This is a genomic window from Paenibacillus sp. LRG-1 (assembly GCF_057220305.1).
Window position 1 is genome coordinate 2,609,773 of sequence record NZ_CM170126.1, and the last position, 21,835, is coordinate 2,631,607.

The 21,835-nt window shown below is 53.2% G+C and carries 1 protein-coding gene (cut by a window edge); it reads left to right on the top strand.

Annotated features, from left to right (window positions below):
- Nucleotides 1-21,737 carry the 3' portion of a non-ribosomal peptide synthase/polyketide synthase gene (locus tag ACUUJN_RS11825; protein WP_484669663.1) on the top strand. 20,518 nt of this gene lie to the left of the window's left edge, so only the last 21,737 of its 42,255 coding nucleotides appear in the window; its start codon lies off the left edge, out of view; its stop codon occupies nt 21,735-21,737.
- The last annotated feature ends 98 nt before the right edge of the window (nt 21,738-21,835 follow it).

Genomic DNA, 21,835 nt, shown 5'->3' on the forward strand with positions numbered 1-21,835 from the left:
ACGATTTGGCGTATGTGATTTATACGTCGGGTACAACGGGGCAGCCGAAGGGTGTAATGCTCGAGCATCACGGGCTATGCAATCTGAAAACGTATTTTGATCAGACGCTTCGGATGAGCACGTCGGATCATGCGTTGCTGTTCGCCAGCTATTCGTTTGATGCGGCTTGCTGGGAAATCTTCCAAGCGCTGTTCTGTGGAGCCACGTTGTATGTGCCAACGTCAGAAACGATTTTGAACTACGAGCGGTTTGAGCAATATATGGCGGATCATCAAATCACCGTGGCCGCTTTGCCGCCGACCTATGCGGTGTATCTGGAGCCGGGACGGATGCCAAACCTGCGTATTCTGTTCACTGCGGGTTCTGCATCTTCAACAGAATTGGTGTACAAGTGGAAGGATCAGGTCGCGTACTACAATGGCTACGGTCCCACCGAAAACTCGGTGGCGACGTCCATCTGGCCGGTATCCGAGGATGAGAGAGCCGGACAGCTGATTTCTATCGGACGCCCTGTGCCGAATCATCGGGTATACATGGTGGATGTGCATGGACATTTGGCTCCGGTGGGCGTAGCGGGTGAGCTGTGCGTGTCCGGTCCGGGTCTGGCTCGGGGTTATCTGGATCGTCCAGAGCTGACGGCTGAGAAATTTGTATCGAATCCGTTTGCAGCTGGCGAAGCAGGCTATGAACGAATGTACCGTACAGGTGACTTGGCGAGATGGATGCCGGATGGAAACATCGAATATTTGGGCCGGATCGACCATCAGGTGAAAATCCGGGGCTACCGGATCGAGCTGGGTGAGGTCGAGGCACAGATTTTGAAAGTGGAGGACGTACAAGAGGTCATCGTACTGGCCCAGGCAGACGAACAGGGGCAAAACCAACTGGTAGCGTACTATGTCGCTGAACGAGATGTAAGCGCTGGTGAGCTACGCAGTTTACTGGGTGAGGAGTTGCCAAACTACATGGTGCCATCGTATTTCATCCAGCTGGAGCAAATGCCGCTGACACCGAACGGTAAAATCGACCGCAAGGCCCTGCCAGCACCAGAAGGCAGCCTGCAAAGCGGAGCGGACTATGTAGAGCCGCGCACAGCGCTGGAGCAGACGTTAGTGTCCATTTGGCAGGCTGTATTAGGAACGAAGAGAGTCGGGATTTTGGATAATTTCTTTGATCTGGGCGGCGATTCGATCAAGGCAATCCAGGTATCCTCCCGTTTGCTGCAAGCGGGCTATAAGCTGGACATGAAGGATTTGTTCCAATATCCTTCTGTCTCGTTGCTGAGTGGTTATGTACACAAGGTCAGCCGTACAGCCGATCAGCGGGTAGTTTTGGGAAGCGCCAAGCTAACCCCGATTCAGCAATGGTTCTTTGGACAATCCTCGGCAGAGCCGCATTATTTTAACCAGTCGGTGATGCTGTATAGAGCACAAGGCTTTGATGAAGCCGCATTGCATCAAACGGTGACCAAGGTAACGGAGCATCATGATGCGCTACGTATAGTCTTCCGTCAGACCGAACAGGGCTATGAAGCGTGGAATCGCGGTTTGAACGAAGGTCAGCTATACAGTCTGGACGTTGTTGATTTGACGGGTATCGAAGACGCTGCAGATGTGGCGGTGGCGATTGAAACGAAAGCCAATGCCATCCAAGGTTCCATTCGTCTGAACGAAGGACCGCTGGTGAAGCTGGGACTTTTCCGCTGCATGGATGGGGATCATCTACTGATTGCCATTCACCATTTGGTCGTAGACGGGATTTCGTGGCGGATTGTGTTTGAGGATTTTGCCACGGGATATGAGCAGGCGGTTCGTGGAGAAGCCATTCGTTTGCCCTATAAAACGGACTCGTTCTCCACTTGGGCAGAGCGCTTATCACAATATGCGAATAGTCCGGCCATCGAAGATGAACGCGAATATTGGCAGCGTCTTGCCCAAATAGAAATTGCATCGTTGCCTAAGGATCAAGAAAGAGCGGAAGGACAGCATTATCCGCTGAGAGACAGTGAAATTGTGACCGTGGCTTGGAGCGAGCAGGAAACACGACTGCTGCTACAGGAAGCACACCGTGCGTACCACACCGAGGTCAATGATCTGCTGTTAACCGCACTCGGTACAGCGTTATATAACTGGAGCGGTCAAGAGCGCGTGCTGGTCAATCTGGAGGGACATGGCCGGGAAGCCATTGTTCCAGATATCGACATCACCCGTACCGTGGGCTGGTTTACAAGCCAATATCCGGTGCTGCTGGGTGTGGACGGAAAGGCAGAAGTAGGGCAGCGAATCAAGCGGGTGAAGGAAGACCTGCGCCATGTACCGCATAAGGGCATTGGCTACGGCATTTTGAAATATATGTCTCAGGATGATGCCCATCATTCCCTTGCCTTGCAGCCTGAAATTAGCTTTAACTATTTGGGACAATTTGATCAGGACTTGGAAAATGGAGATATCACGCTGTCTTCACATCCAGGTGGAGAGCCGATGAGTGATCATACCGTACTGGAGCATCCTTTGAATGTGAACGGAATGGTTACAGCGGGCGCCCTGACACTGGAAATTCGCTATGACCGCAAAGTATATCATCAGCAAAATGTAGAAAACTTTGCGCAGTTGCTGCAGGAAAGCTTGCAGGAAGTGATCGCTCATTGTGCCTCCAAAGAGCGGAGTGAGCTAACACCAAGCGATGTATTGTTCAAGGGCTTGTCACTGGAACAACTGGAACAGTTGACGGAGCAAACTTCTTCTGTAGGCGAGCTGGAAAATGTGTATGCTCTTTCGCCTATGCAGAAGGGGATGCTGTTCCATAATCTGATGGAGCCGGAGTCAGGCGCCTACTTCCAGCAAGCGTCGTTTGATCAAAAAGGAAGCTTTGATGTTGAAATTTTCCGCAAGAGTCTGGATGTACTGACACAGCGTCATGAAGCGCTGCGGACGAATTTCCATATGTTTGAGACAGGGCACAGTCAGGAGCCATTGCAGATCGTGTTCCGTCACAAAGATAGCGACCTTTCCTTCCAGGATGTACGCGGCATGCAGGAAGCGGAGCAACAGGCGTATATCCAGGCGTTTAAACTGGAGGACCAAGCTAGAGGCTTTAATCTCGGAACCGATGCACTCATGCGCGTACAGGTATTGCAAACAGATGAAGAAACGTATCACTTGGTATGGAGCTTCCATCACATTGTCATGGATGGCTGGTGCTTATCGCTGGTTACTGGTGAAGTGTTTGGTACGTACTTTGCGCTGCTGGAGCAGAAGCAGCCAGAGCTTGCTCCTATCACACCGTATGGCCAATATATCGAATGGCTAGAGCGTCAGGATGAACGTGCGGCAAAAGAGTATTGGAGCAGCTATTTGGCGGGCTTTGAACAGCAGACGTTATTACCTGGATCGGATACTTCACCGAAAGACCAAGTGGCGGACAGCGGAGATCATACTGTATCCACTACAACAAGCGACACCAGCGAATATATCTCTGAAAAAATAACGGTAGATCTGGATCCAACGTGGAGCGAAGCCATACACCGGATTGCGAAGCAGCAGCAGGTCACGATTAATACGCTGATGCAGAGCGTGTGGGGCCTTATTTTGCAGAAATATAACAACAATGAGGATGTTATTTTCGGTAGTGTCGTATCGGGACGTCCAACAGATATTGCCGGCGTAGAGCATATGATCGGTTTGTTCATTAATACGATCCCGGTTCGGATTCAAAGTGAACGGAATGCCACTTTTGTGGAAGTGATGCGGAAAACGCAGGAACAGGCACTGGCCTCGGGAGCCTATGACAGCTTCCCTCTGTATGAAATTCAGGCGTTGACCGAGCAGAAGCAAAATCTGATTAACCACATTATGGTATTTGAGAATTATCCGGTAGAGGAGCAAGTTGAGCAGCTGGGTGAAGTTCGTCCGTCCGCTTTTGAAATTACGAATGTAGAGGTTGTTGAGCAAACGAATTATGATCTGGACTTGATTGTGATGCCCGATGAGCTTTTCCGCATCATGTTCAGATATAACGCCAATGTATACGACCGGTCTACGATAGAGCGGATGCAAGGACATGTACTGCATGTCATCGAGCAAATTATCGACAATCCGCATATCCGATTAAATGAGCTGGAATTGGTGACACCGGAAGAGCAGGCGCAGATCGTTCAGGTGTGGGGAGATACGGCGGCAGCCTATCCGCAGGATCAGACGCTAAGTGCAACGTTTGAGCAGCAGGCGGCACGAACACCGGATCAGGTGGCAGTGTTGTGCGGAGCGGAATCGTTGACCTACGCGGAGTTGAATGAACGCGCGAACCGTTTGGCTCGGACGCTGCGTGCGGAAGGTGTTGAACCGGATCAGCCTGTAGGCATACTGGTTCACCGTTCGCTGGACATGATCGTAGGCATCTACGCGATCCTCAAAGCAGGCGGAGCCTACGTGCCGATCGATCCGGACTATCCGGCGGATCGCATCCGCTTTATGCTGGAGGACTCGGAAGCGAAGTTGGTACTGACGCAATCGCATCTGGCCGAGCAAGCATCACTGAGTTTTGACGGCCAGGTGCTGGTGCTGGATCGTCATGAGCAGTCTGGCCAAGACATTTACCACGAAGATGGCTCGAATTTGGAGCCACTGGCCGGACCGCACCATATAGCCTATGTCATCTATACGTCCGGCTCCACAGGGAAACCGAAGGGCGTGATGGTGGAGCACCATTCCGTTTTGAACCGGATTTTGTGGATGCATGATCGTTATGGCTTGAGTGCGGAAGATACGATTCTGCAAAAGACGGCCTTCACGTTCGACGTGTCGGTGTGGGAGCTGTTCTGGTGGTCGCTGGTCGGCTCAAAGGTAAGCCTGCTGTCGGTCGGCGGGGAAAAGAACCCGGAAGACATCGTCGACACGATTGCTCGCGATGGCGTGAGTACGATGCACTTTGTACCTGCCATGCTGCATGCGTTCCTGGAATATGTGGAGCAGCAGCCACGGGAAGTGATGCAAGCGAAGCTGGGAACGCTGCGCCACGTTTTTGCCAGTGGCGAAGCATTACCGCCACAGCATGTCGCACGGTTCCAACAGCTTGTGTCGAGCCTGGCCGGAGCAAAGCTAATCAACCTGTATGGGCCAACCGAAGCGACGGTGGACGTATCGTACTTTGATTGTGAACCGGATGAGGAATATGGAGTTATTCCGATCGGAAAACCGATTCAAAACATTCGTCTGTACATCGTGAAGGAAGGCACGGAGCAATTGCAGCCGATCGGGGTTGCGGGTGAGCTGTGCATCGGCGGTGTCGGCGTAGCCCGAGGTTATCTGAACCGTCCAGAACTGACGGCCGAGAAATTTGTGAAAGATCCGTTTGCTGGCGGGGAAGCAGGCTATGAGCGGATGTACCGCACAGGCGATTTGGCGAGATGGATGCCGGACGGCAACATTGAATATCTGGGCCGGATCGACCATCAGGTGAAAATCCGGGGTTACCGGATTGAACTGGGCGAGGTCGAATCGCAGCTGCTGCAAGTGGAATCGGTACGCGAAGCCGTAGTCACGGCTCGCGCGGATGAAACGGGCCAGAAACAAATGGTGGCGTACTATGTCGCCGGACAAGAAATGGGTGCCAGCGAGCTGAGAAGTGAGCTGGGCCGGGAGCTGCCAAGCTACATGGTGCCATCGTACTTTGTACAGCTGGAGCAAATGCCGCTGAGTTCAAATGGCAAAATTGACCGCAAGGCCCTGCCAGCACCGGAAGGTAGCCTGCAAACTGGAGCCGATTATGTCGCACCGCGGACGTGGGTGGAAGTGAAACTGGCACAAATTTGGCAGGATGTGCTGGGTCTGGCGCAGGTCGGTGTGAAGGAAAACTTCTTTGAGATTGGCGGACACTCGCTGCGGGCGACGACACTGGCCTCGAAGATTCACAAGGAGCTGAACAAACCGCTTCCACTGCGCAGTATTTTTGAAGCACCAACCATTGAACAATTAGCAGTCGTACTGGAACAGCTGGATCAAGTAACATACGCGTCCATTCCGGTAACGGAAGAACGCAGCTTCTACCCGTTATCTTCGGCGCAAAAACGACTGTATGTATTGCATCAGTTCGACCCGAATGATGTGAACTACAACATGCCGTCGGTGCTGCAAGTGAGCGGCCCGCTGGATGTGAAACGAGTAGAAGATGTGTTCCGTCAATTGATCGATCGCCATGCAACCTTGCGTACCCGCTTTGAGCTAGTGGACAATGAGCCGATGCAATGGGTTGAGGACACCGTGCCGTTCGAGGTGGAATATACGAAGGTACAGGCAGAGCGTGCGACTTCGGATACAGATCAAGACACAGCTACGTACACGACGATCAGCCAGGAAGCACAAGAACGGGTTCGGCAGTTTGTCCGTCCGTTTGATCTGCAAGCTGCACCGCTGCTGCGGGTAGGCTTGGTGGACTTGGGCGTACAAGGAGCAGAGCAAGCACCACAGTATCTGCTCATGCTCGACATGCACCATATCGTTTCGGATGGTGTGTCGATGGAGGTACTGACCGATGAATTTGTTCGCTTGTATGGCGGTGAAGAGCTATCGCCATTGCGGATTCAGTACAAAGACTATGCGGTATGGCAGCAAAGCGAAGCCCATCAGGAGTGGATGCAGCGTCAGGAAGCGTACTGGCTGGGTACCTTCCGGGGCGGAGTGCCTGTGCTGGATCTGTCAACCGACTTTGCCCGCCCGGCGGTGCAGAGTACGGCAGGGGATACGATCGAATTTGCACTGGAGCGTGAAGTTAGCGAACGCCTGAAAGAACTGGCTTCGCAAACAGGTTCAACCTTGTATATGGTGCTGCTGGCGGCGTACACTACGCTCTTGCATAAATACACAGGCCAAGAAGATATCGTAGTGGGAACGCCGATTGCCGGAAGACCGCATACGGAACTGGAGAGCCTGGTAGGTGTCTTCATCAACACGCTGGCAATCCGCAATTATCCGTCTGGCGACCAATCGTTCCTGGATTATCTGCAAGAGGTGAAGGAGCATGCACTCAGTGCTTATGAGCATCAGGACTATCCTTTTGAAGAGCTGGTTGAAAAGCTGGATTTGACGCGGGATACGAGCCGGAATGCGCTGTTTGACACGATGTTTGAGTTGAAAACATTGGAGCAGCAGGAATTGCAGCTGGAAGGTCTGACCTTACATTCGTATCCGATAGCCAATAATACGGCCAAATTTGATCTGACCTTGGATGCAGTGGAGCAACCGGAGGGTATTCTGTGCAGTCTGGAATACAGCACGGCGCTGTACAAGTCTGAAACCATCGCGCGGTTGGCGCAGCATTTTACCGAGCTTGTACGTGCAATTACACTGCATCCGCAGCAGCTACTGGCAGCTTTGGAGCTGGTACCTGCCGAGGAAAAAGCACAAATCATCCATGGATTTGGAAATGTGGGGGTATCGGATGTTGCTGCGGTTGAAGCAGAAGCCTTATACCATACCTTTCTGGAAGAACAGGCACAGCTTGTGCCGGATCACGTGGCGGTGGTGTACGAGGAGCAGCAGCTTACGTACCGGAAACTGAACGAGCGTGCGAACCAATTGGCGCGTAGATTGCGGAATGAAGGCATTGGACGCGAGTCGATTGTCGGCATTTTGAGTGAGCGTTCGGTAGACATGCTGGTCGGCGTATTGGCCGTGTGGAAAGCTGGAGGCGCCTATGTACCACTGGATGCAGACTATCCGTCCGAACGTATTCGTTTCATGCTGGAGGACAGCGGTGCGACGGTACTGTTGACCCAGACGGGCTTGCAGGAGCGTGCACAGGTATGGCTGGAGGAAAGCCGTCAGGCCTTGACGGGAGGGCAGTTTAAGGCCGAGTTAGAAACAGCGGCTGGAGCTGGAACGATGGAATCAGGTACTCTCCATGGAACCTTGAATGGAACAGCAGATTCGCCACCTGACAGCGAAGCAGCATCCGAATCCGCAGCGAACTTGCGTCTGCAGACGATGCTGGCGCTGGATGATGAGTCGCTGTACATCGGTGATACAACAGACGTCGATCACATCAACGAACCGCAGGATCTGGCGTATGTGATCTACACGTCCGGGACAACGGGACGTCCGAAAGGCGTCATGATCGAACATCACAGCTTGGTCAATACGGCTGCGGCGTATCGTCGGGATTACCGTCTGAGCGAGTTCCCGGTACGACTGCTGCAGCTGGCGAGCTTCTCCTTCGACGTATTCGTCGGGGATATCGCGCGGACGCTCTATAACGGCGGCACGATGGTCATTTGTCCGAAAGATGACCGGATTGATTTTAGCCGCTTGTATGGCTGGATTCGCGATTACCAGATTACCGTGTTCGAATCGACCCCGGCCCTGATCGTACCGTTTATGCAGCATGTGCATGAACAGGGACTGGACATGAGCAGTCTGGAACTGCTGATTACCAGCTCGGATAGCTGCAGTGTGACGGATTATCGGGTGCTGCAAGAACGATTTGGCGCAGATATCCGCATTATGAACAGCTACGGCGTCACGGAAGCGGCGATTGACTCCAGCTTCTACGATGAAGAGCTGTCGAAGCTGCCAAGCAGCGGCAGTGTGCCGATTGGCAAAGCGTGGCTGAACGCACGCTTCTACATCGTGGACAGCCAGCTGAATCCGGTGCCGATCGGCGTACTGGGCGAGCTGTGCATTGGCGGAGCCGGAGTGGCACGAGGCTACCTGAATCGTGCGGACTTGACGGCCGAGAAATTCGTAGTGAATCCGTATGTACCAGGTGAACGATTGTACCGCACAGGCGATTTGGCGCGGTGGATGCCGGACGGCAATGTGGACTTTATCGGCCGGATGGATGATCAGGTCAAAATCCGGGGCTTCCGGATTGAACTGGGCGAGGTGGAAGCACAGCTGCTGACCGTGGAAGGCATTCAGAAAGCCATCGTCACCGCCTGGGAAAACGAAGACGGAGACAAGGATTTGTGTGCGTATGTCGTAGCCTCTGAGGCGCTGAATTTGCCCGAGCTGCGCAACATGCTGCAGCCCAAGCTGCCGGGTTATATGATCCCGACGTATGTCGTACAACTGGATCATTTCCCGCTGACACCAAACGGGAAAATTGACCGCAAAGCGTTGCCTGCGCCGGAAGCGCGCCTCGAAGGAGGCACGGCGTACGTGGCACCGCGGACACTGCTGGAAGAGCAACTGGTACGTATTTGGCAAAGCGTTTTGAATCATCGGCAGATAGGCATCCAGGATAACTTCTTTGAAGTGGGAGGACATTCTCTGCGCGCCACAACACTGATGGCGAAAATCCATCAGGAGCTGAACTACAAGCTGGCCCTGCGAGATATTTTCCAATATCCGACGATTGAGCAACTGGTGCAGGTGATGGGAGAAGATCAGACACAGCAAACGTATGTATCCATCCCTGTTGCGGAGGAGCGCGTATATTATCCTGTTTCCTCGGCGCAAAAACGGATGTACGTGCTGAGTCACTTGGAAGGTGGAGAGGTTAGCTACAATATGCCAGGCGCTTTGATCATTGAAGGTTCCTTGGATAAAACGCGACTGGAGCAAGCCTTCCGCCAGCTGATTGCCCGTCATGAAGCCCTGCGAACCCGATTCGACATGGTGGATGGCGAGGTGATTCAATGGATTGAATCGGGCGTCGCATTCAACGTGGAACATGTGCAGGCAAGCGAAGAAGAGACCCAGCAGTATGCACTGGACTTTGTACGTGCATTTGATCTCGCACAAGCACCGTTGCTGCGGGTTCAGTTGGTGGAAAACGGACCAGAACGTCACGTCATGCTCTATGACATGCACCATATTATTTCGGATGGCGTGACTGAAGGCATTATCGTGCAGGAGTTCTCTCAATTGTATGAAGGTAAGGAACTGCCGCCACTTCGCATCCAATACAAGGACTATGCCGTTTGGCAGCATGCTGATATGCAAAGTGAACGTCTTCGTGAGCAGGAAAGCTATTGGCTGAACACGATGGCTGGTGACATTCCAGCGCTGGATATGCCAACGGATTTTGCAAGACCAGCCGTACAGCGTCTGGAAGGAGCTAGATTGGAATTTGCGATCAGCCTGGAGGACAGCGAGCAGTTGAAACAGCTGGCCGCTCAAACCGGCTCCACCTTGTACATGGTGTTGCTGGCCGCGTATAGCACGCTCTTGCATAAATATTCGGGGCAGGAGGACATCATCGTCGGCACGCCGATTGCCGGAAGACCGCATGCGGAACTGGAGGGCTTGGTAGGCGTATTCCTCAACACGCTGGCGATCCGCAATTATCCGGCTGGCGACAAGACGTTCCTGGATTACTTGCAAGAGGTCAAAGAGCATGCGCTCAGTGCCTATGAACATCAGGAGTATCCTTTTGAAGAACTGGTTGAAAAGCTGAATTTAACGCGGGATACGAGCCGGAATGCGCTGTTTGACACGATGTTTGAGTTGAAAACATTTGAGCAGCAGGAGTTCGAACTGGAGGGTCTGACCTTTAAGACGTATCCGACGGACAATCATACGGCCAAATTTGATCTGACCTTGGATGCAGTGGAGCAGCCGGAAGGCATTCTGTGCAGTCTGGAATACAGCACGGCGCTGTACAAGCCTGAAACCATCGCGCGATTGGCACAGCATTTTACCGAGCTTGTTCGTGCAATTACGCTCCATCCGCAGCAGTCACTGGCAGCTTTGGAGATGGTAACCGTCGAGGAAAAGGCACAAATCATCTACGGTTTTGGAGATGTAGGGGTATCGGATGTTGCTGCGGTAGAAGCAGGAGCACTGTTCCATACCTTTGTGGAAGAACAAGCGCAGCTTGTACCGGATCACGTGGCGGTGGTGTACGAGGAGCAGCAGCTTACGTACCGCACACTGAACGAGCGTGCGAACCAATTGGCGCGCAGACTGCGAAATGAAGGTATTGGACGCGAGTCGATTGTTGGCATTTTGAGTGAACGTTCGGTGGACATGCTGGTCGGCGTATTGGCGGTGTGGAAAGCTGGAGGTGCCTATGTACCGCTGGATGCAGACTATCCGTCCGAACGTATTCGTTTCATGCTGGAGGACAGTGGTGCGACGGTACTGTTGACCCAAACGGGCTTGCAGGAGCGTGCACAGGTCTGGCTGGAGGAAAGCGAAGCTACAGTCGAACCCGCAGCGCACTTGCGTCTGCATACCGTGCTGGCGCTGGACGATGAGTCGCTGTATACCGGAGACACCACCGATATCGAGCACATCAACGAACCGCAGGATCTGGCCTATGTGATCTACACCTCCGGTACAACGGGACGTCCGAAGGGCGTCATGATTGAGCATCGCAGCTTGGTGAATACGGCTGCGGCGTATCGTCGGGATTACCGTCTGAACCGGTTCCCGGTACGATTGCTACAACTGGCGAGCTTCTCCTTCGACGTGTTCGTCGGCGATATTGCGCGGACGCTTTATAACGGCGGCACGATGGTTATCTGTCCGAAGGACGACCGGATTGATCCAAGCCGTCTATACGGCTGGATTCGCGACTATCAGATTACGGTGTTCGAATCAACACCGGCCTTGATCGTACCGTTTATGCAGCATGTATATGAACAGGGACTGGACATGAGCAGCCTGGAATTGCTGATTACCAGCTCGGATAGCTGCAGCGTGACGGATTATCGGGTGCTGCAGGAACGGTTTGGCGCAGATATTCGCATCATTAACAGCTATGGTGTTACGGAAGCGGCGATTGATTCCAGCTTCTATGATGAAGAGCTGTCGAAGCTGCCAAGCAGCGGCAGTGTACCGATTGGCCAGGCGTGGCTGAACGCACGCTTCTACATTGTGGACAGCCAGCTGAATCCGGTGCCGATCGGCGTACTGGGTGAGCTGTGCATTGGCGGAGCCGGGGTAGCACGAGGCTACCTGAACCGTGCCGACCTGACGGCCGAGAAATTCGTAGCGAATCCATATGTAGCCGGTGAACGATTGTATCGCACAGGCGACTTGGCGCGGTGGATGCCGGACGGCAATGTGGACTTTATCGGCCGGATGGATTATCAAGTGAAAATCCGGGGCTACCGGATCGAGCTGGGTGAGATTGAAACGGCGATCCAGCGGGTGCCGGGTGTGCGTCAAGCGGTAGTCATCGACCGGACGGATGAGCGTGGACACAAGTATTTGTGCGGATACATCACAGGAGAAGCAGAGCTGCGGATTGAGGAGGTACAGGCTGAGCTGGAAGCTGGACTGCCAGCACATATGGTACCTGCACGCTTGATGCGTCTGGAGACCTTGCCACTGACCCACAACGGCAAAATCGACCGCAAGGCCTTGCCGGAACCGGAAGGAAGCATCCATATCGGTGCAGCCTATGTGGCACCGCGTACCACGGTGGAGCAAGTACTGACTGCGGTATGGGCCGGGGTGCTCGGTGTGGAAGCGGTAGGCACGCAGGATAACTTCTTCGAACTGGGTGGCGATTCGATCAAGGCCTTGCAAGTATCCTCCCGATTGCTGCAAGCAGGTTATCGACTGGAGATGAAAGACCTGTTCAGTCATCCAACCGTGTCTGCATTGGCACTGAAAGTCCAAACGGTGACCCGATTGGCGGATCAGAGCGAAGTGGTGGGCGCTGTGAAACTGACACCTGTTCAACAATGGTTCTTTGAGCAGAACCTGACGGATGCTCATCATCATAACCAGTCCATTATGCTGCATAGCAAGGACGGTTTTGATGAAACGGCCCTGCGCACAGCGATGGATCACGTCGTGAGCCATCACGACGCACTGCGTATCATTTTCCGTCCTACGGAGTACGGATATGAAGCTTGGAACCGTGCGGTTGGGGAGGGCGAGCTGTATACGCTGGATCGGGCCGACTTCAGAAATGAGTCTGAGGTATCTGCGGCGATCGAGGCCAAAGTGAATGAAATTCAAGCGGGTATTCATGTAAGCGAAGGACCGCTGGTGAAGCTGGGGCTGTTCCATTGTCCCGATGGAGATCATTTGCTGATGGCTATTCATCACTTAGTGGTGGATACCGTATCTTGGCGCATTTTGTTTGAGGATATTACGACCGCCTACGAGCAGGCATTGAACGGACAAGCCGCTCGTCTTCCGCACAAAACGGATTCGTTCCGCACCTGGGCTGATGGGCAGTCTCAATATGCGAACGGCCCGGCAATGGTAGCAGAACTCGCATTCTGGCAAGAAATTGAACAGGGAATGTATGAGCCGCTTCCAAAAGACGAATCCCATTCTCATTCCTTGAATAGGGACAGCGAGAACATTACGGTCACGTGGACAGCTCAGGAAACGGAGCAGCTGTTAAAACAGGCACATCGTGCCTACAACACGGATATGAATGATTTGCTGCTTACCGCATTGGGACTGACGATTTATCGCTGGGCGGGCCTGGAACGAGTGCTCGTGAGCCTGGAAGGTCATGGACGGGAGTCCATTTTGCCAGAACTGGATATTACGCGCACCGTGGGCTGGTTTACGACTCAATTCCCGGTTGTGCTGGATATGAGCGTGGGGCAAGACCTTTCACAACGCATCAAACATGTGAAAGAAGGACTACGCCGCATTCCGCAAAAGGGCATTGGCTACGGGATGTTGAGATACCTGTCCGCAGCACGTGAGCAAGAGCGTTTTGTAACCGAACCCGAAATCAGCTTTAACTATTTGGGACAATTTGACCAAGATATGCAAAATCAATCCATTGGCGTATCTCCTTACTCTAGCGGTGCAGAGCTTAGCGCCCATGCAGCTAGAACGCACACGCTGGATATGAACGGACTGATTTCCGAAGGCGAGCTGCAATTGACGATCAGCTACAGCAAGCAGGAGTATCGCCATGAAACGATGGAGCAGCTAGCTGAAGCGTTTAGAATCAGTTTGCAGGAAATCATTACGCATTGCACAAGCCGCAAACAGCAAGAGCTGACGCCAAGCGATGTCATGCTTAACAATGTAACCATGGCCGAGCTGGATCAGTTGGTAGAGCAGACTCGTGACATGGGGGAACTGGAAAATGTATATGCGCTGACGCCGATGCAAAAAGGCATGTTGTTCCATAGTCTGATGGATGCAGAGTCGGGAGCTTATTTTGAACAAACGACCTTTGATTTGCACGGACGCTTCCAAGCGGATATTTTCCAAGATAGCTTGAATCATTTGGCGCAGCGGCATGAGATATTTAGAGCCAATTTCATCAGCGGTTGGCAGGATGAGCCCGTGCAGGTCATTTTCCGCCGCAAGGATGTTGGTTTCAAATGTGAAGATTTGCGTCATCTGAATGAGCAGGAGCGTGACGCGTATGTGCAGGAATTTATTCGCAAGGACAAGGCAGCCGGATTCGATTTGTCCCGGGATGCGTTGATGCGCGTGGCGATTTTACGAACAGGTGACGAGGATTATTATTTTGTGTGGAGCTCTCATCACATCTTGATGGATGGCTGGTGTGTGGCGTTAGTCACGGATGAGGTGTTTGAGGCTTATTTTGCAGCCGTGGAGCATAGAGAGCCGAAGCTTGCCCCCGTTACTCCATACAGTCAGTATATTGAGTGGCTTGAAGCACAGGATGTAGGGGCTGCAGCTTCCTATTGGAAGGATTATTTGCTCGGCTATGATCAGCAAACTTCGATTCCGACCGGAAAAGTAGGCGTGAAAGCGGACGGTGCACAATTTGAGCATATCCTGTGCGATCTGGGCAAGGACTTGACCGGACGTATGGAAATGGTGGCCAAGCAGCACCACGTGACCGCGAATACATTGCTGCAAACAGCCTGGGGCTTGCTGCTCCAAAAGTACAACGGTAGTGACGACGCTGTTTTTGGCGGTGTAGTGTCTGGTCGTCCAGCGGATATTCCGGGGATCGAAAATATGGTGGGCTTGTTCATTAACACCATTCCAATACGGATCCGCAGCGGGGCTGAGGACACCTTTGCCGACATGATCAGAACGAATCAGAAGCAGGCGCTGACTTCTCAAGATTATGAAACGTATCCGCTGTATGAAATTCAAGCCTTGAGCGAGCAAAAGCAAGATCTGATCAACCACATTATCGTGTTTGAAAACTATCCGGTGGAGGAGCAGGTCGAGCAACTTGGCGAAGGTGCAGAGTCGGATTTTGAAATTCGCAATGCGGGCATGATTGAACAAACCAACTATGATTTCAATCTGGTCGTTATGCCGCAGGAAGCGATGAAAATCCGATTTGAATACAATGCGAAGTTATATGATCGTGAAGCCGTTGAACGGACTCAGGGCCATCTGATACAGCTGTTGGAGCAGGTGGTGGCGAAGCCGGACATTCGAGTGCAGGAGCTAGATATGGTAAGTGAGCAGGAGCGCGAGCAAATTCTCAGCGTATGGGGAAATACAGCTGCTGAGTATCCAAGCGAGCAAACGATCCATGGCTTGTTCGAGACACAAACGGCGCAGACACCGGAGCAGGCAGCGTTGTTCTTCGAAGGAGAGCAACTGACCTATCGCGAGCTGAATGCACGTGCGAATCGTCTGGCTCGTACCTTGCGTAACCAAGGCGTGACGAAGGAGCGTTTGGTGGGTCTGATGACCGAGCGTTCGGTGGACATGATCGTGGGCATCTTCGGGATTTTAAAAGCCGGGGGTGCATATGTACCCATCGATCCGACGTATCCAGAGGAGCGTATCCGCTACATGCTAGACGACTCGGGTGCGAAGCTGCTGTTGACGCAAAGCCATCTGGTGGACAAAGCAGCTATCGACGGTCACGTGCTGGTGCTAGATGGGGAGCAAACGGTGTATCACGAGGATGATTCCAATTTGGAGTCGTTGTCTGGTCCGAACGATCTGGCGTATGTCATTTATACGTCGGGTACAACGGGGCAGCCGAAGGGTGTTATGTTGGAGCATCGCGGTCTATGCAATCTGAAAACGTATTTTGATCAGGCGCTCAAGATCCGCACGTCGGATCATACGTTGCTGTTCGCCAGCTATTCGTTTGATGCGGCTTGCTGGGAAATCTTCCAGGCGCTGTTCTGCGGAGCCACGTTGTATGTGCCAACGTCAGAGACGATTTTGAATTACGAACGGTTTGAGCAATATATGGCGGATCATCAAATCACCGTGGCCGCTTTGCCGCCGACCTATGCGGTGTATCTGGAGCCGGAGCGGATGCCAAACCTGCGTATTCTGTTCACTGCGGGTTCTGCATCTTCAACAGAATTGGTGTACAAGTGGAAGGATCAGGTCGCGTACTACAATGGCTACGGTCCAACTGAAAACTCGGTGGCGACATCCATCTGGCCGGTATCCGAGGATGAGAGAGCCGGACAACTGATTTCCATCGGACGCCCTGTGCCGAATCACCGGGTATACATGGTGGATGTGCATGGACATTTGGCTCCGGTGGGCGTAGCGGGTGAACTGTGCGTGTCCGGTCCGGGTCTGGCTCGGGGTTATCTGGATCGTCCAGAGCTGACGGCTGAGAAATTTGTATCGAATCCGTTTGCGGCTGGCGAAGCGGGCTATGAAAGGATGTACCGTACAGGTGACTTGGCGAGATGGATGCCGGACGGCAACATCGAATATTTGGGCCGGATCGACCATCAGGTGAAAATCCGGGGCTACCGGATCGAGCTGGGTGAGGTCGAGGCACAAATTTTGAAAGTGGAGGACGTACAAGAGGTCATCGTACTGGCACAAGCGGACGAACAGGGGCAAAACCAACTGGTGGCGTACTATGTTGCTGAACGGGAAGTGAGCACTGGTGAGCTGCGCAGCTTACTGAGCGAGGAGCTTCCAAACTACATGGTGCCTTCGTATTTGGTGCAGCTGGAGCAGATGCCGTTGACACCGAACGGTAAAATCGACCGCAAGGCACTGCCAACACCGGAAGGCAGCCTGCAAAGCGGAGCGGATTATGTAGCACCGCGGACATGGGTGGAAGTGAAGCTGGCGCAAATTTGGCAGGATGTGCTGGGTCTGGCACAGGTCGGTGTGAAGGAAAACTTCTTCGAGATTGGCGGACACTCGCTGCGGGCGACGACGCTGGCCTCGAAAATTCACAAGGAGCTGAACAAGCCGCTTCCACTACGCAGTATTTTTGAAGCGCCAACGATTGAACAACTGGCAGCGGTCATGGAAGGTCTGGATCAAGTGGCGTATGCGTCCATTCCGGTGACGGAAGAACGCAGCTCCTACCCGCTTTCCTCGGCGCAAAAACGACTGTATGTGCTGCATCAGTTCGACCCGAATGATGTGAACTACAACATGCCGTCAGTGCTGCAAGTGAGTGGTCCGCTGGACGTGAAGCGAGTGGAGGACGTGTTCCGTCAATTAATCGCCCGCCATGCGACCTTGCGTACCCGCTTTGCACTGGTGGACAGTGAGCCGGTGCAATGGATTGAGGACACCGTGCCGTTCGAGGTGGAATATACGAAGGTACAGGTAGAGGGTGCGACTGCGGACACGATGGTCAGCAAGGAAGCACAAGAACGTGTGCAACAGTTTGTACGTCCGTTCGATCTGCAAGTCGCTCCGCTGCTGCGAGTAGGCTTGGTAGATTTGGGTGTACAAGGAAACGAGCAGGAACCGCAGCATTTGCTCATGCTCGATATGCACCATATCGTCTCGGATGGTGTGTCCATGGGAGTACTGACCGATGAATTTGTCCGCTTATACGACGGTGAAGAGCTTTCGCCAATGCGTATCCAGTACAAGGATTATGCGGTATGGCAGCAAAGCGAAGCCCATCAAGAGTGGATGCAACGCCAGGAAGCGTACTGGCTCGACACCTTCCGGGGTGAACTGCCTGTGCTGGATCTACCTACGGACTTTGCCCGTCCGTCGGTACGAAGTACGGCAGGTGATACGGTGGTGTTCGGGCTGGAGCGCGAAGCTAGCGAACGTCTGAAGGAACTGGCGGCGCACACAGGCTCTACGCTGTATATGGTGCTGCTGGCTGCGTACACCGCGCTCTTACACCAATACAGCGGGCAAGAAGATATTGTGGTCGGCACACCGATTGCCGGACGACCGCATGCAGATTTGGAACCGATCCTCGGGATGTTCGTCGGTACGTTGGCATTGCGAAACTATCCGACAGCGGAACATACCTTCCGCAGCTACGTGGAAGAAGTGAAAGTTTGTGCTCTGCAAGCCTATGAACATCAGGACTACCCATTTGAGGAACTGGTGGAAAAGCTGAACGTGAAGCGGGATATGAGCCGCCATCCGCTGTTTGATACGATGTTTACCCTGCAAACCACCGAGGAAGGCGAGTTGCAGCTGGCAGATCTGAGCTTCCGTCCATACGGCTTGGAACAAACGCCAGCGAAGTTTGATTTGACGCTGGAAGCCAGAGAGGAAGAGGCAGGTATCCAGTTCGGATTGCAGTATGCAACTGCGTTGTACGAGCGCGAAACGGTAGAACGGATGACGCGTCACTTTGTTCGCTTGGCCGAAGCCGTCGCGGCGAACCCGGATGCGAAATTGGGTGAGCTGGAGTTGATTACGGCAGAAGAAACCGAGCAGATTCTGAAGGTGTTCAATGATCCGAATGCGCACAGCCTGCTTGGAGCATTACAAGGCCGTTCGCTCAGCGAGCGCTTTGAAGAGCAAGCGAAGCGCAACCCTGAGCGGATAGCAGTTGTGTCTGGGGCCACCGCGCTGACCTACACTGAGCTGAATGAGCGTGCGAACCAATTGGCTCGTGTGTTACGAGCGGAAGGGGTCGAAGCAGATCAACCGGTTGGCGTATTGCTGGAACGTTCTGCGGATATTCTGGTGAGCATTCTGGGGGTACTTAAGGCCGGAGGCGCATATGTACCAATGGATACGGTGTATCCACAGGAGCGCATCGACTACATGCTCCAAGACAGTGGGGCCAAGATCGTGATTACAAGCAGAGTCGCCAACCTGTCGCTCAGCTTGCCATCCACAGTTCGAGCTGTAGTCTTGGATGACGAGGACGTTCAAGCTCAGTTGGGAGCACAGGATGCTGGCAATCTGATCCCTGTCGCTGGCCCGCACAACCTGGCCTATATGATTTACACGTCAGGTACCACCGGTCAGCCGAAAGGGGTCATGATCGAGCAGGGCAGTGTTAGCAATCTGGTAGATGCTTTATTGGAACGAGTATACAGCCGTCATGAACAGCCGCTTCATGTCGCATGGCTGTCGGCATTTGTATTTGACGCTTCAGTGAAGCAAATCTTTGCCAGCTTGCTGTTAGGCCACACCCTGCATGTGGTGTCCCGTGACGTCAGTCTGAGCGGAGAGCATTTGATCACCTACTACCGCACGCACCGGATTGATCTGTCGGACGGCACACCTGCGCATCTGCATATTTTGAACGAAAGTGTCAGTGTGACGGAAGCGCCGGAAGTGAAGCATTACCTGATCGGTGGCGAAGCATTATCCGTGCAACTGGTAAATGTGTTCTTGCACAAGTGGTCCGGGTATCGTCCAGTCATTACGAACGTGTATGGCCCGACCGAAACGACGGTAGATGCGACTGCTTATACGATTGAAGATGTGGAGTCCCTGAACGTACTGCTGGAAAAAGGGGAGCACACAGTATCCATCGGAACGCCGATAGCGAACCAGTCGGTGTACATCCTGAACAGCCAGCAACAGCTGGTACCGATCGGTATCGCAGGTGAGCTTTATATCGGAGGTGCAGGTGTGGGACGAGGATACCTGAACCTGCCGGAGCTGACGGCAGAGAAGTTCGTCCTGAATCCGTTCGCTGATGCGGCAGCAGCTGATCCAGCGGATCACGCAAACCGGATGTACCGGACGGGCGACTTGGCACGGTGGATGCCAGACGGCAGTATTGAGTATTTGGGCCGGATCGACCACCAGGTGAAAATCCGGGGGTACCGGATCGAACTGGGCGAGGTGGAAGCGCAGCTGCTGACCGTGGACGGCATTCAGAAAGCCGTGGTCACAGCATGGGACAACGAAGACGGACACAAGGACCTGTGTGCCTATATCATAGCTTCAGAGTCCCTGAGTTTGCCGGAGCTGCGCAATGCGCTGCAGCCGAAGCTGCCGGATTACATGATCCCGACGTATGTGGTACAACTGGATCGTTTCCCGCTGACACCGAACGGGAAAATCGACCGCAAGGCGTTGCCGGCACCGGAAGCACGCCTCGAAGGAGGCCTGGAGTACGTTGCACCGCGGACACCGCTGGAAACCAAGCTAGCCCAAATCTGGCAGGATGTCTTGAAGCTGTCCAGCGTAGGAGTTACCGACTCATTCTTTGACGTGGGTGGACACTCCCTGCGGGCAACGACGCTGGTGGCTAAAATCCATCAGGAACTGGACAGTCGGATTACGCTGCGTGAGGTGTTCCAACACTTCACGATTGAGCAGCAAGCCCAGCTCATCGCAACGCACGGTACAGACACCTATACGGTGATCCCTGCGGCGGCGCAACAGGCGTACTACCCGGTTTCCTCGGCTCAAAAACGATTGTACATTTTGAGCCATCTGGAAGGTGGGGATCTCAGTTACAATATGCCGGGTGTATTAACCGTGGAGGGACCGCTTCAGGCCGATCGGCTGGAGGATGCGTTCCGTCAGTTAATAGCCCGCCATGAAACGCTGCGGACTTCCTTTGAAATGGTGGAAGGCGAGGTCGTTCAGCGGGTTTACGATCAAGTGGAGTTTGCAGTAGAACACCTGCAGGCCAGGGAGTCCGAAGCCGAAGCCTATATCGAGTCCTTTGTACGCAGCTTTGATCTTCGCCAGGCACCACTGCTGCGTGTCCGTCTCATTCAAACTGGACCAGAGCGCCACCTCCTGATGTACGACATGCACCATATTATTTCAGACGGTGTATCGTCTAACAATATCGTGCAGGAGCTGGTACAACTGTACGAAGGGCAGGAATTGGAGCCGCTGCAAATTCAGTACAAGGACTATGCCGTATGGCAGCAGCAGGAGACGCAGCGTGAGTCATACCAACGCCGGGAACACTTCTGGCTGGAGCATTTAGCCGGAGAATTGCCGATACTGGATTTGCCAATTGCTTATCCTAGACCTGCTGTTCGCAGCTTCGAGGGTGCGATGTATGAATTTACAGTGGACGCGAATGTATCTGAGCAACTGCGCCGAATTGCGGCACAGACTGGAAGTACGCTGTACATGGTGCTATTGAGTGCCTACACCGTTCTGCTGTCCAAATACAGCGGTCAGGACGATTTGATCATCGGTACGCCAGTAGCAGGACGCTTGTTACCTGAACTGGAGCCGCTGATCGGAATGTTCGTCAACACGCTAGCCATCCGGCATCAGCCGAGGGGCAACCAAACGTTCCACAGCTACTTGCTGGAAGCCAGAGATCGTACGTTGCAAGCCTTCGAGCATCAGGATTATCCACTGGAAGAGTTGGTGGAAAAGCTGGATGTAGCACGGGATGCAAGCCGTAACCCGTTATTCGACACTATGTTTGTACTGCAAAATACGGAGTCACAGGAAGCGAAGCTTGAGACGCTGTCCTTCAGCCCGTATGTTCAGGAGCATCGTATCTCTAAATTCGATTTGACTTTGTCCATGAGTGATGAAGATGGGGAAATCAAGGGTTCCTTTGAATATTGCACGAAGCTGTTTGGGGCCAACGCTATTGAGAGATTAACCAGAGATTTGATAGCAATCCTGTCCCAGATTGGAACCGACCCAGATTTGCTGTTAAGCGATATTCAGGTGAACACGGACGAGCAGCCAGAAGGCTTCTCGCCGGATTCCATCGACTTTGTTTTCTAAATCAGTTTTCTAAGATGCAATGATTTCACTTTGCTGTGCAGAGGGCGGCGGCTTGTCCGACTGCCCTTGCCTGCAAAGTATTCTTTTTCTGACACAAC